The organism is Mesorhizobium sp. M0207, from assembly GCF_040321995.1.
In the GTDB taxonomy this organism is placed as follows: Bacteria; Pseudomonadota; Alphaproteobacteria; order Rhizobiales; family Rhizobiaceae; genus Mesorhizobium.
This window is the reverse complement of sequence record NZ_JAMYSQ010000002.1, coordinates 248,883-273,075: the sequence shown is the minus strand read 5'-3', so window position 1 is coordinate 273,075 and position 24,193 is coordinate 248,883. Positions and strand designations below refer to the sequence as shown.

The 24,193-nt window shown below is 62.9% G+C and carries 25 protein-coding genes; 16 read left to right on the top strand and 9 right to left on the bottom strand.

All coding sequences use genetic code 11. The annotated features are described in order from the left end of the window. The first annotated feature begins 34 nt into the window (after nucleotides 1-34). Nucleotides 35-259 carry a hypothetical protein gene (locus NKJ15_RS05055; RefSeq protein WP_023675341.1) on the top strand — a complete coding sequence of 75 codons (225 nt, stop codon included), beginning with the start codon at nucleotides 35-37 and terminating at the stop codon, nucleotides 257-259. A gap of 102 nt (nucleotides 260-361) precedes the next feature. Here NKJ15_RS05055 and NKJ15_RS05050 read toward each other — a convergent pair whose 3' ends face one another. Further along, complete coding sequence (locus tag NKJ15_RS05050) at nucleotides 362-601, bottom strand: DUF680 domain-containing protein (RefSeq protein WP_352448260.1); 240 nt, start codon at nucleotides 599-601, stop codon at nucleotides 362-364. A gap of 177 nt (nucleotides 602-778) precedes the next feature. Further along, entirely contained in the window at nucleotides 779-1,420 is a 642-nt protein-coding gene (locus NKJ15_RS05045) for a TetR/AcrR family transcriptional regulator (RefSeq protein ID WP_352814405.1), read from the bottom strand. 83 nt (nucleotides 1,421-1,503) lie between these two features. Here NKJ15_RS05045 and NKJ15_RS05040 point away from each other — a divergent pair, with 83 nt between their 5' ends. Continuing rightward, nucleotides 1,504-2,124, top strand: coding sequence for a hypothetical protein (locus tag NKJ15_RS05040; RefSeq protein ID WP_352814404.1), 621 nt, complete (start codon nucleotides 1,504-1,506; stop codon nucleotides 2,122-2,124). Nucleotides 2,125-2,164: 40 nt separating this feature from the next. On the opposite strand, the gene NKJ15_RS05035 is transcribed toward NKJ15_RS05040, so the two are convergent. Beyond that, nucleotides 2,165-2,659 carry a MaoC family dehydratase gene (locus NKJ15_RS05035; protein ID WP_031211357.1) on the bottom strand — a complete coding sequence of 165 codons (495 nt, stop codon included), beginning with the start codon at nucleotides 2,657-2,659 and terminating at the stop codon, nucleotides 2,165-2,167. Between the two features lie 39 nt (nucleotides 2,660-2,698). Further along, complete coding sequence (locus NKJ15_RS05030) at nucleotides 2,699-3,514, bottom strand: SDR family oxidoreductase (protein ID WP_352814402.1); 816 nt, start codon at nucleotides 3,512-3,514, stop codon at nucleotides 2,699-2,701. Nucleotides 3,515-3,844: 330 nt separating this feature from the next. Here NKJ15_RS05030 and NKJ15_RS05025 point away from each other — a divergent pair, with 330 nt between their 5' ends. Next, nucleotides 3,845-3,985 (top strand): hypothetical protein, encoded by a 141-nt coding sequence (locus NKJ15_RS05025; protein ID WP_352814400.1) that lies wholly within the window; start codon nucleotides 3,845-3,847, stop codon nucleotides 3,983-3,985. A 34-nt stretch (nucleotides 3,986-4,019) separates the two neighbouring features. Here NKJ15_RS05025 and NKJ15_RS05020 read toward each other — a convergent pair whose 3' ends face one another. After that, the gene (locus NKJ15_RS05020; protein ID WP_352469495.1) at nucleotides 4,020-4,847 is read right to left on the bottom strand and encodes a MurR/RpiR family transcriptional regulator; all 828 of its coding nucleotides are present in this window, start codon (nucleotides 4,845-4,847) and stop codon (nucleotides 4,020-4,022) included. Nucleotides 4,848-4,993: 146 nt separating this feature from the next. On the opposite strand from NKJ15_RS05020, the gene NKJ15_RS05015 reads away from it, so the two are divergent. The 13 genes from NKJ15_RS05015 (at nucleotide 4,994) to NKJ15_RS04955 (ending at nucleotide 19,955) form a co-directional block, all read left to right on the top strand. Beyond that, nucleotides 4,994-5,818, top strand: a complete 825-nt coding sequence (locus NKJ15_RS05015) for an N-formylglutamate amidohydrolase (protein WP_352814398.1) — start codon at nucleotides 4,994-4,996, stop codon at nucleotides 5,816-5,818. A gap of 21 nt (nucleotides 5,819-5,839) precedes the next feature. Continuing rightward, entirely contained in the window at nucleotides 5,840-7,402 is a 1,563-nt protein-coding gene (locus NKJ15_RS05010; RefSeq protein ID WP_352814396.1) for an amino acid permease, read from the top strand. A 100-nt stretch (nucleotides 7,403-7,502) separates the two neighbouring features. Next, nucleotides 7,503-8,873, top strand: coding sequence for a glutamine synthetase family protein (locus tag NKJ15_RS05005; protein WP_352469498.1), 1,371 nt, complete (start codon nucleotides 7,503-7,505; stop codon nucleotides 8,871-8,873). 180 nt (nucleotides 8,874-9,053) lie between these two features. Then, the gene (locus tag NKJ15_RS05000) at nucleotides 9,054-10,442 is read left to right on the top strand and encodes an aldehyde dehydrogenase family protein (RefSeq protein ID WP_352814394.1); all 1,389 of its coding nucleotides are present in this window, start codon (nucleotides 9,054-9,056) and stop codon (nucleotides 10,440-10,442) included. Between the two features lie 42 nt (nucleotides 10,443-10,484). Beyond that, nucleotides 10,485-10,970: a DUF2569 domain-containing protein gene (locus NKJ15_RS04995; RefSeq protein ID WP_352767095.1), complete on the top strand. Its 486-nt coding sequence runs from the start codon at nucleotides 10,485-10,487 to the stop codon at nucleotides 10,968-10,970. Between the two features lie 38 nt (nucleotides 10,971-11,008). Continuing rightward, a complete protein-coding gene (locus NKJ15_RS04990) occupies nucleotides 11,009-12,181 on the top strand; it encodes an iron-containing alcohol dehydrogenase (protein ID WP_352469501.1) in 1,173 nt (390 codons plus the stop codon). A 242-nt stretch (nucleotides 12,182-12,423) separates the two neighbouring features. Next, nucleotides 12,424-13,530: an ABC transporter substrate-binding protein gene (locus NKJ15_RS04985; protein WP_352469502.1), complete on the top strand. Its 1,107-nt coding sequence runs from the start codon at nucleotides 12,424-12,426 to the stop codon at nucleotides 13,528-13,530. A 64-nt stretch (nucleotides 13,531-13,594) separates the two neighbouring features. Then, a complete protein-coding gene (locus NKJ15_RS04980) occupies nucleotides 13,595-14,509 on the top strand; it encodes an ABC transporter permease (protein WP_023675356.1) in 915 nt (304 codons plus the stop codon). Beyond that, nucleotides 14,506-15,297, top strand: a complete 792-nt coding sequence (locus tag NKJ15_RS04975) for an ABC transporter permease (protein WP_352814391.1) — start codon at nucleotides 14,506-14,508, stop codon at nucleotides 15,295-15,297. The genes NKJ15_RS04980 and NKJ15_RS04975 overlap by 4 nt, the downstream gene beginning before the upstream one ends. Nucleotides 15,298-15,313: 16 nt before the next feature. Beyond that, nucleotides 15,314-16,378 carry an ABC transporter ATP-binding protein gene (locus NKJ15_RS04970; protein ID WP_352469503.1) on the top strand — a complete coding sequence of 355 codons (1,065 nt, stop codon included), beginning with the start codon at nucleotides 15,314-15,316 and terminating at the stop codon, nucleotides 16,376-16,378. A 169-nt stretch (nucleotides 16,379-16,547) separates the two neighbouring features. Further along, the gene (locus NKJ15_RS04965) at nucleotides 16,548-18,098 is read left to right on the top strand and encodes a cation:proton antiporter (protein ID WP_352539373.1); all 1,551 of its coding nucleotides are present in this window, start codon (nucleotides 16,548-16,550) and stop codon (nucleotides 18,096-18,098) included. An 89-nt stretch (nucleotides 18,099-18,187) separates the two neighbouring features. Continuing rightward, nucleotides 18,188-19,102: an endonuclease/exonuclease/phosphatase family protein gene (locus NKJ15_RS04960; RefSeq protein ID WP_352612932.1), complete on the top strand. Its 915-nt coding sequence runs from the start codon at nucleotides 18,188-18,190 to the stop codon at nucleotides 19,100-19,102. Nucleotides 19,103-19,109: 7 nt separating this feature from the next. Beyond that, on the top strand, nucleotides 19,110-19,955 hold the full coding sequence (locus NKJ15_RS04955) for an EamA family transporter (protein WP_023675361.1): 846 nt from the start codon (nucleotides 19,110-19,112) through the stop codon (nucleotides 19,953-19,955). Here the strand turns inward: NKJ15_RS04955 and NKJ15_RS04950 are convergent, their stop codons facing one another. The 4 genes from NKJ15_RS04950 to NKJ15_RS04935 are packed head-to-tail and all read right to left on the bottom strand — an operon-like array spanning nucleotide 19,956 to nucleotide 24,191. Beyond that, nucleotides 19,956-20,267, bottom strand: a complete 312-nt coding sequence (locus NKJ15_RS04950; protein WP_352682488.1) for a Dabb family protein — start codon at nucleotides 20,265-20,267, stop codon at nucleotides 19,956-19,958. Between the two features lie 10 nt (nucleotides 20,268-20,277). Then, nucleotides 20,278-21,906 (bottom strand): GMC family oxidoreductase, encoded by a 1,629-nt coding sequence (locus NKJ15_RS04945; protein WP_352814388.1) that lies wholly within the window; start codon nucleotides 21,904-21,906, stop codon nucleotides 20,278-20,280. Between the two features lie 12 nt (nucleotides 21,907-21,918). Continuing rightward, the gene (locus NKJ15_RS04940; protein ID WP_352814386.1) at nucleotides 21,919-22,680 is read right to left on the bottom strand and encodes a 3-ketoacyl-ACP reductase; all 762 of its coding nucleotides are present in this window, start codon (nucleotides 22,678-22,680) and stop codon (nucleotides 21,919-21,921) included. Then, nucleotides 22,677-24,191 (bottom strand): GMC oxidoreductase, encoded by a 1,515-nt coding sequence (locus NKJ15_RS04935; protein WP_352814384.1) that lies wholly within the window; start codon nucleotides 24,189-24,191, stop codon nucleotides 22,677-22,679. Before NKJ15_RS04935 ends, NKJ15_RS04940 begins: the two co-directional genes overlap by 4 nt. Between the last annotated feature and the right edge of the window lie 2 nt (nucleotides 24,192-24,193).

Sequence of the window (24,193 nt, the reverse complement as noted above, 5' to 3'; positions counted from 1 at the left end):
CCGTTCTGCGACAGCGAGCCGAGGGAGAATGCAAATGCCGCCGAACTCCGCGCCGAAGTCGCCGGTCAAGACGCCGGCCGTGCGCTCTTTCGAAGACGAGCAGCGCACTGGGACGGATATCGAAGAGGAACTCGAGGAAGGCCTCGAGGATACATTCCCGGCCAGCGATCCGGTGTCGATCACCGGAACGGCCATCCCCGGCGCACCGGCAAGACCCGGCAAGCCCAAAAGCGTGGTGGGACAGAAGCGCAAGAAGTGATCTGCGCGGGGTGACAAAAAGCAGGGCTGAGGCCGGCACGATGGGCGGCCGGAAATTGCTGCCGCCCTTTCGTTTCCTCACCGCGTATTGTCGCCGATCGGCTCAGAAGCTGCTTGGCACGATCCACGGGTCGATGCCGATGCCGAGCCTCGGGCCCTTGCTGCCGGCCTTGTGGGCCGCGGCATCGGCCTTTTCAAGCGATCCGGTCGGCGCGCAATCAAGCTTCGCACCGGTCTTGGTATCGATACAGGTCACTTCTTGCTTGCCTGACTGATTGCTGCCGGCAAATGCGGCGCCAGAGAGCGCCAGCAGGGCGGCGAGCGTGAGGATTGCCTTCTTCATCGTCGGTCTCCGGTTCAGCTATTGAATTTCTCGTACATGTACGACATTGCGTACAGATACGCCCTGGACTCCAGATGTTCAAGCAAAATCGTACGCGTACGGAGAATTGCCGAACGCTCGGCGCCGGGGCGCGGATCGTTCGGAGAAGATCCTGCAGATCGGGAGGAGCGCCGCTCTTCAGCAGTTGACCGGCGGCGTGAGCGGCGCAATCTCATGCGCGGCGATGGCTTCGAGCATGATGTCGCCGATCCGTGTGATGAACGTCGTCTGGTCGCCGAACGGGTAGAACGGGAAGGTGATCAGCAGCGAGATGGCGCCGTGGCCGACCGCCCACAGCATGGTGGCGATGGCGCGTGGATCGCCTTTGAGCCTGCCGGCGGCAACGCAGGCTTCGACCCTCGCGATCAGCACTTTCATCGCCGGGTTGCCGCTCTCCATTTCGGCGAAGGTCTTTCCGGCTGGCGGCCTGACTTTTTCGGTCATGAAGACGGTGCGGTATTCGTTGGGATTTTCCAGCCCAAAGGCGGCGTATTCGATAAGCACCGCCTTGAGCGCCTCGATCGGGTCGTCGGCCGTATGATTTGCGATGCGCCTGGCCAAGGTCTCGAAGGCATCCTCGGCCAGCGCGAACAGGATGTCCTGCTTGTCGGCGAAATAGGAATAGACCGACATCGGCGCATAGCCAACGCGCTTGGCGAGCTTGCGGATGGTGAGGCCGTCATAGCCTTCTTCCTGAACAAGCTTGTGCGCGGCGTCGACAAGGTCGGAACGCAGTTCGGCCTTTTGTTTTTCGCGGCGCTCCTGGACGCTTAGCTGCAACTTTCTACTGCCTTACGACTGATGGCTGGATGCAGCATATATACGCTGTACGGCGTCGGGCAAGGGTGGCACGAAGCAGAAGCTTGACTGTCGCATGGCTGGCGATCGCGCTCGGCTTCGCCATGGAAGCTCTCATTCTGACCGTCAGATTTGCGGCAGGTGCCTACCCCGTTACGACGCAGGTTCTGATCGAACTGGCGCAAGGCGTGACCTGGTCGTTCTTCGTCTGCGCCGGCGTCAGCCTCGGCACGGCGCTCACCAAGGTGCGAGCCTCGCTCGGTGGCCTGATCGGTGCGATTTCGGCGCCACTGGCGATGGGCATCGCCAAAGGGACGCAAAAGGTTATGGTCAGCGCGCTGGACGCGGCGGCAAAGCCGGCCATCCTGTCGCTCACGACGCTCGGTGTGCTGCGGGCGATCGAATACGGGCTGCTCGGCTGGACACTGGCGTCGCTGGCATCGAAGGAAGAACCGCGTCCGCTCCATTTCGCGCTGGCAGGCGCCCTGATAGGCGCGGTATTCGGCGGCGGCATCACGGTGCTAACCATCGAGACGGCCGCGGCAAATGACGCTGCTCTCGCAATGCCACAGGCGATCGCAACCGGCCTCAACGAGATCGTGTTCCCAATCGGTTGTTCACTGGTCGTCTACATTGCGCTGCAGGTCAGCCGTCACATGAAGTACGTCGCGGCCGAAGCTAAATAGATTTGGCACAGATAGATTTGGGCTTCTCCGCCCGAGAGAGTCAGACCGCTTCCGGCTGGCGTTCGATCAGCGTCAGCGTCAGCCAGCGCGCGGTCAGCGCCGGTTTTTTCGAGCCCTCGATCTCGATCGTCACGTCGTGCGCCGTCTGCACCCACCCCGACGGCCTGACCTTGACGTCGGCCAGCACGAAACGGGTGCGGATGCGCGAGCCGGTCTTCACCGGGGCCAGGAAGCGCAGCGAATCGAAGCCATGATTGACGCCCATCTTGCTGTTTTCCAGCGGCGGCATGGTTTCGAAGGTCATCGCCGACAACAGCGAAAGCGACAGGAAGCCATGCGCGATGGTGCCGCCGAACGGCGTTTCGCGGCTGGCGCGTTCCGGATCGCAATGGATGAACTGATGGTCGTCGGTGGCATCGGCGAACTGGTCGATCATGCGCTGGGTGACGACCCGCCATGGCGACACGCCGACTTCCTTGCCGACGTTGGCCAGAAGCACATCGAGACTGATCGGTTCCACGCTGATGTCCTCCATCTTCACCCCCGGCATTTCACTCGCCGGATGGCGTGCGTCTCATTCCTTGAACAATGTCAGCCCGTGTTGCACCGACTGCCCGCCATCGATCGGCAGGATGGCGCCGGTGACATAGCTGCCGGCCCGGCTGCACAAATAGAGCGTTGCGCCGGCAATGTCATCCGGTGCGCCGATGCGGCCGATCGGAACGTGGTTGCCGATATGTCTTGCCTGGTCCTCGGTGCCGGTGGCGAAGGCCGTCATCCGGCTCTGGAAAGGGCCAGGCGCAAAGGCGTTGACGGTGATGCCGCGGGCGGCGAATTCGATCGCCAGGATGTGTGTCAGGTGGTGAACCGCAGCCTTCGAGGCCGAGTAGGAGTAAGCGTCTTCGGCCAACGGCTGCGTGCCCATCACCGATCCAAGATTGATCACCCGGGCCGGGTCGGCGTCGCTGGCGGCGGCTTCGAGCAGAGGCAGCAATTCGCGCGTCAGGTGGAAAACCGCGGTGACGTTGACGCCGAACACCTTGGCCCAGGCATGGTAGGGAAAGCTTTCCAGCGGCGCGCCCCAGGAGATGCCGGCATTGTTGACCAGGATATGCAGCCGCTCGGTCCGCGCCCTGACCTCGGCCACAAGCGCCGCAATGCCGGCCTCGCTGGAGACGTCGCCGGCAAAACCTTCCGCCCGGCCGGAGGCGCCAAGTCCGTTCAACTCGCCGGCAACCTTGGCGCAGTCCTCGCCCTTGCGCGAGGCAATCATCACCGAGGCGCCGGCCATGACCAGAGCGGTCGCCGCCATGCGGCCGATGCCGGTCGCGGCGCCGGTGACCAGCGCTGTCTTGCCGGCGACTGAGAACAGCTCGTCCAGATAGCTCATCGTACCCTCCGCGCAGTTCACCGCGCTTTGGTTCAAGGAAGCGGCTTCACGTCGACAAGGCTAGCCGAACTTCGATCATGCTTGCCATGGGTAAAGTAGCTGGGGTGGGGCACATTTAGTGGCTGGATGGTTAAGCCCGAAATGCAAGGTGGTCATTCGGACGTGACATGGGTCGGATGAATGATGCGGCCGTGCCCGTTAGCGAGCACCTTGGTAAGCGGTTCATTTCGCGCGTGAACCAGTCGTCATTACTCCTCCGCCCAAGCCGCAGGCGGGTCTTGAGGAGTTGGGAGGTGGCCGAGCAGTGGGGCGGGACTGATATTCGTAGTCGTGGACGGGGACTATGCTGTCGGCGGGAAAGCCATGGGTAAGAAACAACGCACCGTCCTGCTGGCAGCGGTTGTTGCAACTGTCTTTGGCGTCCTTTTGCTGATCCTGATCCTGCAGATGATCAGTTTTTTATTGGACTAGAGCGAAGCGAAAGGCGTGCCTTTCCGGAGGGGCTCTACCGCAGGCTTTCCAGTTCGCGGATGCGTTTGGCGCCGTCGGCTTCGAGCTGCCTTGTGACCGCTCCGATCAGGGCTTCGGCAACGACGAAAAGCGCGGCGGATGAGTCCCAGGCCGAAGGCACGGCGGTGCGCCCGGCGATGACATGGCGGGCGAAGCGGGCGATCGGCGACAGCCACTGGTCGGTAAACAGCACGATCTGCACGCCGCGCTGGTTGGCCGTCTCGGCGAAACGGACCAGGCTGTCCTGATAGCGCCTGATGTCGAAGATCACCAGCACGTCGCGCTTCCCCATGTCGATCAGTCGGTCGCGCCAGACGCTTTCCTGCCCGCCGAGGTGAAAAACGTTGGGCTGGATGATGGCGAGGTGGGCGGCCATGTAGCGCGCCAGCGGGTCGGTGAAGCGGCCACCGATCAGGAATGTCTTGCCGCGCCGGTCGGCTAGCTTGGCGACGATGTCGGCAAGCTGCTTGTCCGAGAGGTGCCGGAATGTCTCGCGCATGTTGTCGAGGGTCGCTTCCAGCATCGGCGACACGGCGCTGCTGCCCTGGGAGGGGGGATTGAGCGTGCGCGAAGCCGGCGACTGCAATTGCGCCGCCAGTTCGTCTTGCAGCGCCGACTGGAATTCCGGATAGTTCTGGAAGCCGAGCCGGGCGACGAAACGCAGGATCGTGGGCGATGATACGCCGGCCGTAGCCGAGAATTCGGCGACCGTCTTCAGCCCGATCAGCGGATAGCTGGCGATCAGCGCTTGCGCTGCGCGCCGCTCGCCGGCCGGCATGGTGCCGATGCGGTCGGAGATCAGTTCGGCAATGCTCGAAACCATGCTTTTTCCCCACCCTGGCCGTGCCGTTAGCGCATTATCGAAATCGCGTTTGACAAAGCCGGCCAAACTGTATGAAATCATCCGCAGGGACGCAATGAGGCAAAATACGTAACATACGATACAGCGCTCCCCGGGGACAGCAGACAATGGAGACAGCACGGCCCGCCAGCCTTGCATCGCCTGAAACCGTAAGGGTGACGAACCCCGGCGGATCAAGCCCTTTCGTGCTGACCTGCGACCACGCCTCCAATTTCCTGCCACCGGAATTCGGAACGCTCGGCCTTGCCGCCGAGGAACTTTCCCACCACATCGCCTGGGATCCCGGCGCCTTGCCGGTGGCGCGCCGGATGGCCGAGGTGCTTGATGCGACGCTGGTCGAGACCTGCGTCTCGCGGCTCGTCATCGACTGCAACCGGCCGATCGACGCGCCGGACCTGATAGTGACGGTCAGCGCCAGCGAAAAAACCGTGATCCCGGCCAACCAGGGGCTTTCCGCCGACCAGCGGCAGGCGCGCATCGCTCTGGCGTGGCGGCCGTTTCACGAGAGGATCGCTGCAATCATCGACGAACGCCAGGCGGCCGGGCGAGAAACCAGACTGGTCTCGATCCATTCCTTCACGCCGGTATACAAGGGCAAGAGCCGGCCCTGGCACATAGGCATCATCCATGACGAGGATGGTCGGTTGGCGGCGCCGCTGATCGCGGCGCTGAAGCGGCTCGCCGGCGTCACGGTCGGCGTCAATGAACCCTATTCGCCGGCCGACCGCGTCTATTTCACACTGGAACGCCATGCCCGCTCGCGCGGGCTGGCCTGCGCAATGATTGAAATCCGCAACGACGAGATCGCCGGCGCAGCCGGGCAGCGGAAATGGGCGGATCTGCTCGCAGGTATTTTTCTCAATCTGGAGCCCGAAGCGGCCAAGGCCTCCAGACCAAGCGCAGTCGGAAAGTCAGTTCAATCGGCCAGCTAAGAAACCAAAGGGGACTTTAAAATGGTAGCACCGGGTTACAGCGAAGTTGACAAGAAGGAGGACCTGAAAGTTCTCCACGGAATGGGCTATGCTCAGGAACTGTCGCGAAGCATGAGCCGCTTCTCGAATTTCGCGATCTCGTTCTCGATCATCTGCATCCTCTCAGGCGGCATCAATTCCTTCGCGCAAGCGACGTCGTCCATCGGTGGCGCCGGCGCTGGCATCGGCTGGATCGTCGGGTGCATGGTTTCGGGATTTTTCGCGCTCGCCATGGCCCAGATCGCCTCTGCATTTCCGACCGCCGGCGGCCTCTATCACTGGGCATCCATCCTAGGGAACCGTTTCACTGGCTGGCTCACCGCATGGCTCAATCTGCTCGGCCTGATCACCGTGCTCGGCGCCATCAACATCGGTACTGCTTTCTTCTTCGTCGGAACGTTCGGGAGCTGGTTCGGCATTACCGGTACTCCGGGCGAGATTGTCGGATTTGTTGCCGTCATCACCGCGATCCAGGCGCTCTGTAATCACTTCGGCATCAAGCTGACCGCCATGCTGACTGACGCTTCCGGCTTCCTGATCCTTGGCGCAACAGCTGTGCTGATCATTGCCTGCCTAGTGTTTGCGCCCGCAATCGACATCACGCGGCTGTGGACCTTCACCAACTATTCGGGTGATGCCGGCGGCGGTGTCTTCCCACAGTCGGATTCCATGAGCTACCTGTTCCTGCTCTGCCTGCTGCTGCCGGTCTACACCATCACCGGATATGATGCGTCGGCGCATACTTCGGAAGAAACGCTGAAGGCAGCGCATTCCGTTCCGCGGGCGATCATTTCGTCCGTGCTCTGGTCGTCGCTGATCGGCTGGGCGATGGTCTGCGCGATCGTTCTGGCAATTCCGGACCTGGCGGAAGGCGCCAAGCAGGGTTGGAGCGTATTCTTCTCGACAATGGATGCAATCCTACCGGGCTGGCTGAAAGAACTGCTCTATCTGGCAATCCTGATCTCGCAGTTCCTCTGCGGCCTCGCCACGGTGACCTCGGCCTCGCGCATGCTGTTTGCGTTCTCTCGCGACGGCGGCATGCCGGTCGGTTCGGCCGGGCTCGCCAAAGTCAGCCCAACCTGGCGCACGCCGGTCAATGCCATCTGGACCGCTGCGATCCTCGAGATCATCTATGTCTTTCTTGCCCAGTTCATTTCGATCGGCGGCACCAACATCTACACCATCGTCGTCAATTCGACGCTGGTGTTCCTGTTCCTGTCCTTCACCATTCCGATCGCGCTCGGCATGACGGCTTTCGGAACGGCGAAATGGCCGAATCCCGGCCCATGGAATCTCGGCGCCGGCCTGTTCAAGCTGTTTTGCATCCTGTCGATCATCGGCATGGCGATCATCTTCTACATCGCCATCCAGCCGCCGAACGACAAGGTGCTCTATATCACCCTGGGCTTCATCGTGCTGACCGCGGTGCTTTGGTTCGGTTTCGAGAACCGCCGCTTCCAGGGTCCGCCCATCGGCGACCAGATCGCGAAGCGCCAGGCGGCGATAAAGGCAGCCGAGATAGCTGTCGGCGAGGCCGGCGCCTGACGCTCTCTGATGACCATGGCCGGCATCGTGCCGGCCATGGGTTTCCGTTTCCTTTTCAAAGTGACAAGCCCGAAACGACAAGCGCTGGAGTGCCAAAGGAATGGCCGGAAATTTCTCGTTCGATCAGTTGAAGCAAGCGGTCTCCAGCGGCGAGGTCGACACGGTGCTGGCCTGCATCGTCGATATGCAGGGGCGGCTCGCGGGAAAGCGTTTCCTGGCCCGTTATTTCGTCGATTCCGCGCATGACGAGACGCATGGCTGTAACTATCTCTTGGCGGCAGACATCGATATGGAACCGGTGCCCGGCTACAAGGCGGCGAGCTGGTCGAAGGGTTATGGCGATTTCGTCATGAAGCCGGACCTTGCGACGCTGCGGCTCGTTCCGTGGCTGGAGAAGACGGCGCTGGTGATCTGCGACGTGCTCGACCACCATACCCATGACGACCTGGCGCATTCGCCGCGCGCCATGCTGAAGAAGCAGGTCAAGCGGCTGCAGGATCGCGGCTATATCGGCTATTTCGCTTCCGAGCTCGAATTCTATCTGTTCAGCGAAACCTACGATTCCGCCCGCAAGAAGCACTGGCAGGGCCTCGAGACGGCATCGCCCTACATCGGCGACTACCAGATCGGCATCACCACCAAGGAAGAAGGCGTCATGCGCCGGCTGCGCAACGAGATGGAGGCGGCCGGCATCCCGATCGAGAATTCGAAGGGCGAGTGGGGGCCAGGCCAGGAAGAGATCAATGTCCGCTACGCCGAGGCGCTCGACATGGCCGACCGCCACGTCATCCTGAAGAACGGCGCCAAGGAAATCGCCGAGTCCGAAGGCAAGGCGATCTCGTTCATGGCCAAGTACAATTACGGGCTCGCCGGCAATTCCAGCCACATCCATAATTCGCTGTGGAGCGCCGACGGCAAGACGCCGTTGTTCTACGACAAAAATGCCGAGTGGACGCTGTCGACACTCGGCCAGCAATGGGCGGCCGGCCAGCTCAAATATGCCAAGGAATTCACCTGGTTCCTGGCGCCCTACATCAATTCCTACAAGCGCTTCCAGGCCGGCACGTTTGCGCCGACCAAGATCATGTGGAGCGAGGACAACCGCACCGCCGGCTTCCGTCTTTGCGGCGAGGGCACCAAGGGCATCCGCATGGAATGCCGCATCGGCGGCGCCGATTTGAACCCCTATCTGGCTTTCGCCGCGCTGATCGCGGCCGGGCTCGCCGGCATCGATGAAAAGCTTGAGCTGCAGAAGCCCTTCGTCGGCGATGCCTACCAGGCCTCGCAGCTGCCTGAAATTCCAAAGACATTGCGCGACGCCACCGCGACGCTGGCGGAATCGAAAATGCTGAGGCAAGCGCTCGGCGACGATGTGCTGGAACATTACGTCCACACGGCACACTGGGAACAGTTCGAGTACGACCGCCGGATTACGGACTGGGAACTGCACAGGGGGTTCGAGCGGTATTGAATAATCTGGCAACGTTGGCGCCGCTCCTCACCCTCAGCCTCTCCCGTGAAGAACGGGGGAGAGGGGGCCCGGCGCTGAGCTTGTCCCTTCTCCCCGTCAGTATACGGGAAAAGGTGCCGGCAGGCGGATGAGGGGCGGCGCTAACCAACGACATTATTGTAGAATGCGAGGACCCAAGGCATGACCGAAACGGTCAAGATAAAATCCCCCGTCGACGGTTCGATCTATGCCGAACGGCCTCTTGCCACCGACCAGGCGATCGGTGCCGCGGTCGAACGTGCCAAGGCGGCGCAGGAGAAGTGGGCTGAGACGCCGGTCATCGAGCGCGGCAAATACATGCTTGCCATGCTGGAAGCGCTGGTCGCCATGACCGACGAGATCGTGCCGGAGATCGCCTGGCAGATGGGCCGGCCGGTGCGCTATGGCGGCGAGTTCGGCGGCGTCAGGGAACGCGTCAGCTACATGGTCGAGATCGCCGAGGCGGCCCTGAAGCCGGTCATGGCCTCCAATCCGAAGGACGGCTTTCGCCGCTATGTGAAGAAGGTTCCGCTCGGCGTGGTCATGGTGATCGCGCCGTGGAACTATCCCTATCTCACCGCCGTCAACACCATCGTGCCGGCGCTGATGGCGGGCAGCGCTGTCATCCTCAAGCATGCGGCACAGACATTGTTGGTCGGCGAGCGGTTTCAGCAGGCGTTTGATAAGGCCGGCCTGCCCAAGGGCCTGTTCCAGAACCTCGTCCTGAACCACGCGCAGACCGAAAGGCTGCTCGGCTCCGGCAAGATCGACCATGTCAACTTCACCGGCTCGGTCGCCGGCGGCCGCGCCATCGAGAAGGCGGCGGCGGGCACCTTCATGACGCTCGGCCTCGAACTCGGCGGCAAGGATCCGGCCTATGTGCTGCCGGACGCAAAGATGGACCATGCCGTTGCCAATCTGGTCGACGGCGCTTTCTACAATTCCGGCCAGTGCTGCTGCGGCATCGAGCGCGTCTATGTGCATGAGACGGTCTACGATGAATTCGTCGAGGGCTTCATTGCCGAGACCAGGAACTACGTCGTCGGCAATCCGCTCGACCAGGCGACCACCATGGGGCCGATGGCGCAGGCGCGCTTCGCCGACCTGATCCGCGAGCAGAAGGCCGAGGCGTTGCGCAAGGGCGCCAGGGCGCACATCGATATGAAGGTGGCCAACGACAGGCAAGGTTCGCCCTATCTGGCGCCGGAAGTGCTGACCCAGGTCGACCACCAGATGAGCGTCATGCGCGAGGAAAGCTTTGGCCCGATCGTCGGCATCATGAAGGTGCGCAACGACGAGGAGGCGATCGCGCTGATGAACGACAGCCCCTATGGGCTGACGGCCTCGATCTGGACGCGCGACATTGAGCATGCGGCGGCGATCGGCGATCTTGTCGAGACCGGCACCGTGTTCATGAACCGCTGCGACTATCTCGACCCGGCGCTGGTCTGGACCGGCGTCAAGGACACCGGCAAGGGCGCGGCACTGTCGGCCATCGGCTACGACAATCTGACCAGGCCGAAATCATACCATCTGCGCGAGGTGATCTAAGGTGGCGATCGACAGGCATGCGATCGCTGTTGAGGGGGAGTAATGGCGGATACACAACAATCGGCGCTGCCAGATGGTGAGGGTCCCGAGGGTATCGGCGGATGGCTTGTCCTGCCGATGCTCGGGTTGATGCTCACGCCGATACTGGGGTTGGTACAACTGCACAATACCGACTATCTCGGCTTCGACTGGCAGGCCTTCAGTTTTTCTCAAGGTGCGCTGCTCGTTGCCGAACTGGTGACAGCAGGCGTTCTAAGCCTTACAGCCCCGGTCCTGTTATTGTTCTTCATGTTCAAGCGCTGGGAGATATTCCCGGGCTGGTACATGATTTGGGCAGTCGCGATGCCGGTATATGCCATCCTCGACCCATGGGCTGCGCATCTGGTTTTTCGCGAGAGCTTTCCAACCTTGGCTGATGCGTTCGACAGCGAAACGATGCGCGGAATTTACCGTTCCGTCTGGGCCGCAGCCATCTGGATTCCGTACATGATGCGGTCAGACCGTGTGGCCAATACCTTTGTGAATTGACGACATCCGAGAGCACGAAAGCAGTCAAGAAGGTCGAAATGACAAAACTCGTTTCCAAATGGAATTACCCGACGACCGTCCGCTTCGGCGCCGGACGCATCAAGGAGCTGCCGGAGGTGCTGGCGGCGACCGGCATCAAGCGGCCGCTGTTCGTCACCGATCCGGGACTGGCCAGGCTGCCGGTGGTGGCCTCGACCCTGAAGATCCTCGACGACGCCAAGGTGCCCTATGGCGTATTTTCCGAGGTCAAGCCGAACCCGGTGGATTCCAACCTGACCGCCGGCATTGCCGTGTTCAAGAAGGGCAAGCATGACGGCGTCATTGCCTTTGGCGGCGGCTCGGCGCTCGACCTCGGCAAGCTGATCGCCTTCCAGGCCGGGCAGACCCGGCCGGTCTGGGATTTCGAGGACGTCGGCGACTGGTGGACACGCGCCGATGCCGATGCGATCGCGCCGATCATCGCCGTGCCGACCACCGCCGGCACCGGCTCGGAAGTCGGCCGCGCCGGCGTCATCACCAATGAAGCGACCCATACCAAGAAGGTCATCTTCCATCCAAAGCTCTTGCCGGCGATCGTCATTGCCGATCCGGAGCTGTCGGTCGGTATGCCGGGCTTCATCACCGCCGGCACCGGCATGGATGCGCTCGCTCACTGTCTCGAAGCCTATTGCGCGCCGGGCTATCACCCGATGGCCGACGGCATCGCCGTGGAAGGCATAAGGCTGGTCTTCGAAAACCTGCCGAAAGCCTATGCCAACGGCAAGGATCTGGTCGCCCGCGCCAACATGATGAGCGCCGCTGCCATGGGAGCGGCCGCCTTCCAGAAAGGGCTTGGAGCGATTCATTCGCTGTCGCATCCGATCGGCGCGCTCTACGATAGCCACCACGGCATGACCAACGCCGTGTTCATGCCCTACGTGCTGGCCTTCAACCGCGAGGCGATCGAGCCGCGCATCGCCCGGCTTGCCGCCTATTGCGGCATCAAGGGCGGCTTCGACGGTTTTGCCAAGGCGATCATCAAGCTGCGCAAGGAGCTCAAGGTGCCGCATGCGCTGCCCGGCCTGATCAAGGGGCTCGACATGGACAAGAAGCGCAAGGGCCTGATTGCCGACATGGCGGTGGTCGATCCGACCGCCGGCGGCAACCCGGTCAAGCTGACCAAGAAGGCGGCGCTGACGCTGCTCGAAAACGCCATCGCCGGCACCGTCTGAGACAATTTTCGCATCGGAAATCGACTTGGGAAAAGAGGCAAAGGAAAGGGGGAAAGATGAAAGGCAAGATCGAAACTAGTTAGCCGGAAAAAGAATCGCGGAGCGATTGCTACAGCCGGTTAAAAAGAGTTTACTTTTTCATACTGCGGGGCATCGCTTTCACAAAGCTTTCATCTGGCTGTCACACGAAAACGATACCGCATCGCAGGCGTCCAACGGCGTCAGTTCAACGGAGAGAACACATGTTCAAATTCACGGGAAAACTGCTTTCCCTTTCGGCCGTCGCCCTGATGGCGACCTCTGCCATCTCGTCGGCCCAGTCCATGGATGAACTGGTCGCCGCAGCCAAGGCTGAAGGCCAGCTCACCACCATCGCGCTGCCGCATGACTGGTGCGGCTACGGCGCGGTCATCGACGGCTTCAAGGCAAAATATCCGGGGATCACCGTCAACGAGCTCAACCCCGATGCCGGCTCCGGCGACGAGGTCGAGGCGATCAAGGCCAACAAGGACAACAAGGGCCCGCAAGCGCCCGACGTCATCGACGTCGGCCTGAGCTTCGGCCCGACCGCCAAGAAGGATGGCCTGATCCAGGCTTATAAAGTATCAACCTGGGACTCGATCCCGGACAGCGCCAAGGATGCCGAAGGCTTTTGGACCGGCGACTACTACGGCGTGCTTTCGTTTCTGGTGAACAAGGACCTGGTCAAGGAAGCGCCGGCCGACTGGGCCGATCTGCTGAAGCCGGAATTCGCCAATACCGTGGCGCTCGCCGGCGACCCGCGTGCTTCGAACCAGGCCATCCAGGCAGTCTATGCCGCCGGCCTTTCCGGCGGTGCGGCTGCCGGCGAAGCCGCCGGCACGGCTGGTCTCGACTTCTTCAAGAAGCTCAACGCCGCCGGCAATTTCGTGCCGGTCATCGGCAAGCCCGCGACGCTTGCTCAAGGCCAGACGCCAATCCTGGTGACCTGGGATTATAACGCGCTTGCCGGCCGTGATACGCTGAAGGGCAATCCGCCGGTCGACGTCGTCGTGCCGAAGACCGGTGTCGTCGCCGGCGTCTATGTTCAGGCGATCAGCGCCTATGCGCCGCACCCGAATGCTGCCAAGCTGTGGCTGGAATATCTCTATTCCGACGAAGGCCAGATCGGCTGGCTGAAGGGCTATTGTCACCCGATCCGCTTCAACGACCTCGCCAAGAATGGCAAGCTCCCGGCTGACGTGATGGCCAAGCTGCCGCCGGCCGAGTCCTATGCAGCCGCGGTGTTCCCGACGCTCGACGAGCAGGGCAAGGCCAAGGAAGCCATCACCAAGAACTGGGATGCCGTCGTCGGCGCCAACGTCAAGTAAGACTTGAGATCAGCCGGGCGGCTTAGATCGCCGCCCGGCATACCTCCAGGACGGTAGCCGGCGCATGACCGATATCTCGTTGTCCGATCACGCTGTTGCCGGGAAGACCGCGCCTCCTGCCGACGCCCGCAGCATGCGGCTGCCGACGCAATGGCTTGGCGTTGCGCCTTTCTTCATCTTCGCCATCATGTTCTTGATCCTGCCGACGCTCTATCTGATGCTGGGCGCATTCCGGAACGATGCCGGCGAATTCACTTTCGAAAACATAGCCGCCTTGGCGCAGCCGTCGATCGTTGCCGCCTACTGGATCTCAATCAAGGTCAGCCTCGCCTCGTCGCTGATCGGTGCTTTCGCGGGACTTGCCATTGCCATCGCCATCGTGCGCGGCGGGCTGCCGGAGTGGATACGCTCGGCGACACTGACCTTTTCCGGCGTGGCCTCCAATTTTGCCGGCGTGCCGCTGGCCTTCGCCTTTCTCGCGACGCTCGGCCGGCTCGGGCTCGCCACGGTGCTGCTCAACGTCTTGGTCGGCTTCAACATTTATGCCCATGGTTTCAACATCCTGTCGTTCTGGGGCCTGACGCTGACCTATGTCTATTTCCAGATCCCGCTGATGGTGGTGATCATCGTGCCGGCGATCGATGGGCTGAAGAAGGAATGGGGCGAAGCGGCGGCAACGCTTGGCGCGACCCAGGCGCAGTTCTGGCGCATGGTCGTCATTCCGGTGATCTGGCCAAGTTTCCTCGGCACCGTCATCCTCTTGTTCGCCAACGCCTTCGGTGCCATCGCCACCGCTTACGCTCTGACCGGCTCCTCGCTTAACATCGTCCCTATCCTGCTCTACGCGCAGATCCGCGGTGACGTGCTGCACAATGCCCATCTCGGCTACGCCATCGCCTTCGGCATGATCGTCATCACTGGGCTGGCCAATGTCTTCTACATCTGGTTCCGGACGCGCTCTGAGAGGTGGCTCAAATGAAGTCCGGCAGATTCTGGGCCTGGATCGTCTTCGCGCTGGGCGCGGCCTATTTCTTCATTCCGCTGATCGCGACCGTGGAATTCTCCATGCGCATGCGGCGCGGCGCGTATTCCTTCGATGCCTATCAGGTCGTGCTCGGCGATCCCCGCTTCCAGGCGACCTTCATCTATTCGGTGGTCGCAGCCATCTGCACCATCGTCCTTGGCGTGCTGGTGGTGGTGCCGGCGGCGTACTGGATTCGTCTGCGGCTGCCGCAGATCAGGCCCGTCGTCGAGTTCATCACGCTGCTGCCGCTGGTCATTCCGGCCATCGTTATCGTCTTCGGCTACATCAGAATGTACGGGTCGAACTCACCGCTGCCGTTCCTGGCCAGCGAGACAGGAGCCAATGCCTTGCTGGTCATCGGTTATGCGACACTGGCGCTGCCCTATATGTATCGTGCCGTCGACACCGGGCTTCGCACAATCGACGTACGGACACTGACCGAGGCGGCGCAGATCCTCGGCGCCGGCTGGGGCACGATCATCACTCGGGTCATCCTGCCCAACGTGCTGATCGCGGTGCTGTCGGGCGCATTCCTGACCTTCGCCATCGTCATCGGCGAATTCACCATGGCCAGCCTGCTCAACCGGCCTGCTTTCGGACCCTATCTGCAGAACGTCGGCGCCAATCGCGCCTATGAGCCGGCGGCGCTTGCCATCATCGCCTTTGCCATTACCTGGGGCTGCATGTCGCTGATCCAGATCCTGTCGCGCTTCGCGCCGCGATCGGCGAACCGTCCGAACTGACCCGAAGGAAAAAGCCATGGCCGAGCCATTCCTCTCAATCCAGCATGTGCAGAAATCCTTCGGCGCCGCCATTGTGGTGCAGGATTTCAACCTCGACGTCGAGCCGGGCGAATTCGTCTCCTTTCTCGGACCGTCGGGCTGCGGCAAGACGACGGTGCTGCGCATGGTCGCCGGTTTCGAAGAGCCATCCGCCGGCAAGATCGTCGTGGCCGGCAAGGACGTCACCCGGCTCAAGCCCAACCAGCGCAACATCGGCATGGTGTTCCAGGCCTATGCGCTGTTTCCGAACCTCACCGTGGCGCAGAATATCGGCTTCGGGCTGAAGGTCGCCGGTATGCCGAAGGCCGATGCCGACAGGCGCGTTGCCGAGATGCTCGACATCATCAAGCTGCCGCAGATGGGCGACCGCTATCCCTACCAACTGTCCGGCGGCCAGCAGCAGCGCATCGCGCTGGCGCGGGCGATTGCGCCCAAGCCGAAACTGCTGCTGCTCGACGAGCCGCTGTCGGCGCTCGATGCCAAGGTGCGCGTGTCGCTGCGCGAGGAAATCCGCTCGATCCAGAAGAAGCTCGGCATCACCACCATCTTCGTCACCCACGACCAGGAAGAGGCGCTGTCGATCTCCGACCGCATCGCCGTCATGTATGGCGGCAAGGCCGAGCAGGTCGGCACGCCGTTCGAGATCTACAACCGGCCGGCAACCAAATTCGTCGCCAATTTCGTCGGCACGCTGAACGTGCTCGAAGGCACGGTCACCGACGCCGCTTCGGGCAAGGTGCGCGTCAACTCGCAAGAGGTCTCGCTCAAGGGCAAGCTCAACGGCTCGAAATCCGGCGACACGCTGTCGCTGGCGTTGCGGCCCGAGGCGATCTCGCTCGGCCGACACCCCGGCCGCGATTCCAGCCTTTGGGGCGAAATCGCCGAGGTGCATTTCCTCGGCTCGGTCATCCGGGTTCGCGTCGGCATCGGCGGCAGCACGGTCTCGCTCGACACGTTCAACAGTCCGGCCACACCGCCGCCGGCCGTCGGCGAAAAGGCCGAGATTTCGTTCTCGTCGGGCGACATGCTGGTGCTGCATTAGGAGAAGAGTGAATAGTGAACAGTGAATAGTAAGAATGCGCTTTACGCGCCGAAATTCCTCTGCACGCAGCCATTCACCATTCACCATTCACCATTCACCATTCACCAGCAGCCAAAGCCGTCGTCGTTTTTGCAGTGCCAATCGCCCGGCTTCACCGCTACGATAAGGCATGGCGCTTTTTGAACTCACCCTTGTCCTGCTTCTCATCGCGGTCGCCCTGACCGCGCTGTCGCGGCGTCTGCAGATTCCCTATCCGTCATTGCTGGCGCTGGCCGGCGCCGGCATCGCCTTCCTGCCGTTTGCCCCGACCATCGAGATCGACCCGGGGCTGGCGCTCGCTCTGTTCATCGCGCCGGTTCTGCTCGACGCGGCCTATGACACGTCGCTGCGCGATCTCAACCGCTACAAGGTTTCGCTCATCCTGCTGGCGCTTGGCGCCGTCATCTTCACCACCGTGACGGTCGCGCTGGTCGGCTGGACGATGGCAGGCTTGCCCATCGCCGCCGCCATAGCGCTCGGCGCGATCGTAGCGCCGCCCGATGCGGTGGCGGCGGCGGCCGTGCTCGGACAGTTCAAGGTGCCGCACCGCATCACCGCCATCCTGGAAGGCGAGAGCCTTCTCAACGACGCCACGGCGCTGCTGATCTACAGGATGTCGGTTTCCGCAGCCGCCGGCACCATCCTGTTGAGCAGTGCCGTTCCAATGATCCTGCTGTCGACGGTCGGCAGCCTTGCCGCAGGCTATGTGCTCGGCCGGTTGTCTCTCGCCATACTCGGCCGCATCGACGACCCGGCGAGCGGCACCGTGGTGCAATTCGCCTCAACCTTCGGCGTCTGGATCCTGGCCGACAGGATAGGGCTTTCCGCCATCATCACGATCGTCGTCTACGCCATGACGATCGCACGTACATCGCCGCGCCGCATGCCGGCAAGGAATCGTGTCAGTTCCTACTCGGTCTGGGAGACGGCGGTGTTCGTGCTCAACGTGCTGGCCTTCGTTCTGATGGGCCTGCAAGCGCGGTCCATCGTCGGCCGACTTGCCGAGCAAGGACAAAGCGAGGCGTTCGTCTTTGCCCTGGCTGTGCTGGCCGTCGTCATCGTATCGCGGCTCGTCTGGGTTCTGGGCTGCGGCGCGATCCTCAGAGCGCTGGCACGTCTGGGCGACGAGGACAGGCGGAAGGACGCACCGACATTCCGCGGCGGCGTGCTCATCGGCTGGTGCGGCATGCGCGGCCTGGTGACGCTTGCGGCAGCCTTCGCCTTGCCGGCCGACTTTCCGGGCCGTGATCCGATCGTGCTCGCCGCTTTCACGGTCGTGCTCGGCACATTGGTGCTGCAAGGCGTCAGCCTGAAACCGTTGCTGCTTCTGCTCAATCTCGACCTCGACCGGACGGTCGACCGGGAGGTGGCGCAGGCGCGCGTCGCCATCATGCAGGCGGCGCTGGACGTGCTCAGCGGCAAGACATCGAGCGCGGCCGGGGCGGTGCGAGAGCAATATGCCGCCCAGCGCGCCATCGCCGAAAACCCCGAGGATGCCCAGGCGGCGACCGAGTATGACAGATTGCGTCTCTACGCCATCAAGAGCCAGCGCGATGCGCTGGAGCGTTTGCGCATCGACGGAACGATCGGCGACGAAGCCTACCACCGCCTTGAGGAAGAAATCGACTGGTCGGAACTGGCAGCATCCCCGCCCGGTCGGTTCCAGCCGCTGACCACTTAGCATCTGGCCCAAGCTCCCTCCGCCCGGCTGCACATTGCAAGGCTGTCAGCGAACGGCTACTGCCAGCAGGAAACTGAGCCGGATAAGCAATGAAGCTGGTCAGCTATAACATCCAGTACGGCTTCGGCAGCGATGGCCGCTACGACCTGGCGCGTTGTGCCAAGGTCGTGGCCGGCGCCGACATCATCGCCTTGCAGGAGGTGGAACGGCACTGGTTGCGCAGCAACGAGGACGACCAGCCGGAACTTCTTTCGCAATTTCTGCCCGACTACCATTGGGTCTACGGGCCGGCCTTCGACATGGATGCCAGCCACCGGCGTGAAGGCCGCATCGTCAACCGGCGGCGGCAATTCGGCACCATGGTTCTGTCGAAGCTTCCGATCGTCTGGTCGCGGCTGCATACGCTGCCGCTCAGGCGCACGCTGCGGCCGCTCAACACCCGCAATGCCGCACTCGAATGCATGATCCGCACCCCTGCCGGTCCGGTGCGGGTGCTGTCGTTGCATCTGGCGCATATCGCGGCCGAGGAGCGGCTGGAGCAGATCGACTATTTGCTCGCCGAGCATCGCCGTGCGCCGTCCGAGGGCGGCCCATGGAGCGGCGCCGACGACGAGCCCGCGCGCAACTGGAGCAATGGCGAACAGGAGCCAGAAAACCCCGTAGCGGCGATCTGGTTGGGCGACTTCAACATGGAGCCGGACAGCGCCGAGTACCGGCGCATTGTCGGCAGCGCGCCCTATCATCGCGGTGCCGCCTATCTCGACGGTTTTGTCGATGTCGCCGCCGTCGCAATGGAACCGACAGCGGATTTCCACACCCATGTGAAGACTATCGATGGCAGGCTGGCAAAGCGCCGGCTCGACCATTGCTTCGTCGGCGGCATGTTTGCCGGGCGCGTGCGCTCGGTCAGCGCCGATATCGGCCAAATCGCTTCCGACCATTTTCCGCTCTGGGTCGATATCGACCTGGAGACGCCGATCGTCATCGGGACGGGCGGCGGATGAACCGCCGATGAGCCTGTTTGTCTTTTTCGCGGTGCTCGCCGCCGCTTCCATGCATGCGATCTGGAACGCGCTGGTGAAGGTCCATCTCGACCGTTTCCTGTCGATCACACTGATGACGCTCGGCATGGGTGCCGCTGCGCTCGTGACATTGCCTTTCGTCGAGGTGCCGAAGCCGGAAGTGTGGCCATACATCCTCGCCTCGGTTGTCTTCCACATGGGCTACAGGACGTTCCTGATCGGCGCCTACAAGGCCGGCGATTTCGCCCAGACCTATCCGCTGGCGCGCGGCACCGCGCCATTGCTGGCCGCTTTGGGGGGCGTTGTGGTGGTTGCCGAGATGCCGGCGCCGCTCGCCATTCTCGGCATCCTCTTGTTGTCGGCGGGCACGCTGGTGCTGTCGTTTCGCGGCGGCGCGCATCTGGAGAAATTGAACCTGCGCGCCGTCGGCTTCGCGCTGGGCACATCGATCTTCATCGCCAGCTACACGCTGTCGGACGGCAGCGGCGCGCGGCTGGCCGCCACCGCGTCGAGTTATGCCGCCTGGCTGTTCGTCTGCGATGCGCTGTGGGCGCTGGTGCTATGCGTCGTCTTTCGCGGCCCACAGGCGCTGCCGGTGCTGGCGCGCGACTGGAAGGCCGGAATCTATACCGGCGTGCTCAGCGGCGGCGCCTACTGGATCGTGATGTGGGCGATGACCAAGGCGCCGATCGCCTCGGTGGCGTCGCTGCGCGAAACATCGATCCTGTTCGCCATGATGATCTCGGTGTTCGCGCTCGGCGAGAAGATGACGGCATGGCGAGGTGCCGCGGTGCTTAGCATCGTTGCCGGCGTCGTTGCGCTGAGAATGGGATAGTCACGCGATCTCCAGGTCAAACACCATCAGCCCGTCGGTGCCGCCTTCGAGCGCCGCGACCAGTTTTGCGCCGGCTCGCTGATGCGCTTCATGCTCCAGATAGGCATCGCGTGCCGCAGCGTCGCGAAAGTCGATGGTGAAGCCGTGCGTGAAGCCGCGGGCGAAGGGTTCCGGGCTGGTATTAGCGCTGAATTCGACCTTGCCCATGCCGTCGATCACGGCCCGCAACGCTTCGAGATCGGCATGGATTGCCGCGCGCTCGGCGTCGGCGGCATCGTTGCGAAATCTGACGAAGACACAGTGCCTGATCATTCTTTGTCCCTCATGCCGCTCGGTTGGTGGAAAACACCGCCGGCGGCAGCGGCTCGCGGCCAAGGATCAGATCGGCGCCTTTTTCGCCAACCATGATCGTCGGGGCATTGGTGTTGGAGGAGGGGATGCGCCGCATCACCGAGGCGTCGCAGACGCGCAGGCCCTCGATACCGCGCAGCCTGAGATCTGGCGTTACCACGCTCATCGCATCGTGGCCCATTCGGCAGGTGCCGACCGGGTGGTGGTCGGTCTTGGAACTGCGGCAGGCGTAGTCGAACAGCTCGTCGCCGCTCTGCAGGTCGGGTCCCGGCAGTACCTCGCGCAGTACATAGGGCTGCAGCGCTTTCTGCCGCATGATCTCGCGCGCCAGCCTCAGCCCCTTGATCGACATGTCGCGGTCATAGGGATCGGACCAATAGTTCGGATCGATCAGCGGGCGGTCGGCCGGGTCGGCACTGTTCAGCCGCACGGTGCCGCGCGAGCGCGGGCGCAGGAAGGCCGAGTTCAGTGTCACGCCCGGATTGTTCAGCTTCTCGACGCCGGCCTCGATGCCGGAGCCGAGGCCGAGATGCAGCTGGATATCGGGAGAGACGGCGGTCGGATCGGCGTACCAGAAGCCGCCGGTCTCGAACAGGCTGGAGGCTACCGGGCCTTTCTTCAGGAGCAGATACTGCAGGCCGGCCCAAGCCGTCCAGTGCAGCTTGGCGTAGTTGTCGTAGGTGTGATCGCCGGTGCATTCGGCGATGACGAACAGGTCGAGATGATCCTGCAGGTTGGAGCCGACGCCGGGCAGATCGTGCACCGGTGTCACGCCGACCGCCTTCAGATGGTCGGCCGGGCCGATGCCCGACTGCAGCAAAAGCTTCGGCGAGCCGATGGCGCCGGACGAGACGATCACCTCGCGCTCGGCGCGCAGGATCGTTGGCTGGCCGCCCGGCCTGTCGACGATCTCGACGCCAACGGCGCGGCCCTTGTCGACGACGATGCGTGTCACCAGAACGCCGGTCCTGACGGTGAGATTCTTTCGCTCGCGGATCGGCCGGAGATAGGCGACAGAGGCGGAGGAGCGCTTCGCGTCCTTCTGCGTCAGCTGATAATAACCGACGCCCTCCTGGGCTACCCCGTTGAAGTCGGGATTGAAGGGGATGCCCATCTCCTGTCCGGCACGGAAATAGGCCTCGCAGATCGGCAGCGGCGCGATCGGGTTCGATACGCCGAGCGGGCCTTGGTCGCCGTGGAAATCGTTGGCATAACGCTGGTTGTTCTCGGCGCGCTTGAAATAGGGCAGCACGTCGCGATAGCCCCAGCCGGCAAGGCCTTCTTCCTTCTCCCAGGCGTCGTAGTCGCGGGCGTTGCCGCGCGTGTAGATCTGGGCGTTGATCGAAGAGCCGCCACCGATCACCTTGGCCTGCGTGTATCGGAAGACACGGTCCTGCATGTGCTTTTGCGGCACCGTCGACCAGCCCCAGGCGGCGATGCCCTTGGTCATCTTGGCGAAACCGGCCGGCATGTGGATCAACGGATGCCAGTCCTTGCCGCCGGCTTCGAGCAGCAGCACCTGATGCGACGGATCTTCGCTCAGCCGGTTGGCGAGTACGCACCCGGCCGGGCCGGCGCCGACGATTATGTAGTCGGTCATGGCATCACCTGTTCATAGCCTCGGCACCGACAGCGCGCCGTCGATATTGATGACCGAGCCGGTCGAAAAGCCGAACTTGCCGCCGGCGAGCGCCGCCACGGCGGTACCGATATCTTCGCTCTCGCCCCAGCGCATCGCCGGCACCAGCCCGCCGTCGATCAGCCCGTCATATTTGGCGGTCACACCGGCGGTCATGTCGGTGCGGATGATGCCCGGGCGCACCTCGAACACGGCGATATTTTCGGCGGCGAGCCGCAGTGCCAGGTTCTTCACCCACATCGAAAGCCCAGCCTTGGAGATGCAGTAATCGGAACGTTCCGGCGAGGCCATGGCGGCGCTGACCGAAGTGATGGTGATGATCGATCTCGCACCATCGCTTGGCAGGCCGAGCATCGCTTTGGCGACGGCCTGGCTGAGGAATACGGTGCCGCGCAGATTGATGCCGAGCACCCGGTCGAAATTTTCCGGCTTGAGCTCGAGCAGATCGCCGCGCAGGACAGTGCCGATGCCGGCATTGTTGACCAGGCAGTCGATGCGGCCGAAGGCGCTTGTCGCGGCATCAATCAGCGCTGCGTGGCCGTCGAGGTTGGCGATGTCGCAGCTGACATAGGCGAATTTCGCGCCGCGCCCGGTGATGTCGGCGGCGAGCCCGTCTGCGGCTTCGTCAGCAAGGTCGGCGACCAGAATATCGAAGCCGGCGCTGGCCAGCGCCTCGGCACAGGCAAGGCCGATGCCGCGCGCGCCGCCGGTGACGATCGCTGCCGGGCGGCTCATGTTGCGAGCTCCGTCTTGCGGATATGGTCGGCGACGCGCAGCGCCTGTGCGGCGATCGACAGCGCCGGATTGACGGCGGCCGAATTCGGCAGGAAGCCGGCATCGACGACGAATAAATTGCTGTGGTCGAAGGAGCGGCAGAACGGATCGAGCGGCGAGGTCGCTGGATCGTTGCCCATCTTCACAGTGCCGCATTGGTGCGAGGGCGTGCGCTTGTCAAACGGACGCGACAGGACGATCGGATAGCCGCAGGCGCGGAAATTCTCGCGCATCACCTTGGTCAGTCCGTCGAGCGACTGCATGTTGGAGCGCCGCCACTGCATGACGATGTCCTTGCCGTCGATCATGATGCGGCTCTCGGGATCGGGCAGGTCCTCGCACATCAGATACCAGTCGACGGCGTGGCCGGCCATGAAATCGAGCGCGAATTTGGGCGCGCGCCTGACATTGGCCTTGAGGATGTTGCCGTCGATCTTGCCGAGGAGCTGGACATTGCCGAGCGGCTTGCCGCCCTTGCCGTCGGACAGATAATAATCGTTCAGCATCAGCGTCTTCTGGTAGACGGATTTGTTCCGGCGGCGTGGATCGATCGCCAGCATGGCGCTCGAATTGTGGTTCATGAAGTTGCGGCCGACCTGGTCGGAGCGGTTGGCCAGGCCTTTGCCGCCGCCTCTGCCCTGAGGGGTGGGCGAGCGCAGCAGGATGGCGGCGGAATTGACTGCGCCGGCCGATAGGATGACCAGCTTCGGCGCGACTTTCTTCAGCGCACCGTTCTGGCGGTAATGGACGGTCTCGATCGTCCTGGCGTCCGGCGATGCCTCGAGATATTCGACATGGGCGCCGGTCTCAAGCCGGATATTCTGATCGGCAAGGGCTGCTGCCAACGGCCCGGATTGCGCGTCGATCTTGCCGGTCCCGGTGTTGGGAAACGCGTCCCACGACGTGCTGCCATCTCTCAGCCAGGCTTCGATGTCGACGCCGAGCGGCAGCGATGCCGGATGCAGGCCTAGGCTCTTCAACTCGGCGCGCGCACGCGCGATCGGCGGCTCGTCTGGTACCGGCCCGAAAGGGTAGGGCGTCGAGTGGAACGGCTCGGTCGGGTCTTCGCCGAGTGCACCGCGCACGTGAAAAAGCTGCTCGGCCTTGGAATACCAGGGTTCGAATTCCTCATAGGAAAACGGCCAGGCCGGCGAGATGCCGCCATAGTGCTCCATCTCCGAAAAGTCTTCCCTGCGGTAGCGGATCAGCACAGCGCCGTAGAATTTCGAATTGCCGCCGACATAGTAGTAATTGCCCGGGTTGAAAGGCGCTCCGCCGGCCTCAAGCCACATCTCCTTCGGTCGATAATGGCCGTCGACGAAGATCGCGCGGGTGTCGCGTGTGTGCGGCGTTGCTGGCAGTGATTCGCCGCGCTCCAGCATCAGGATCGAGGCGCCACCGCCGGCAAGGCCGGAGGCGATCGTGGCGCCGCCTATGCCGGAGCCGATGATGACGATGTCGGGATTTGTCATGG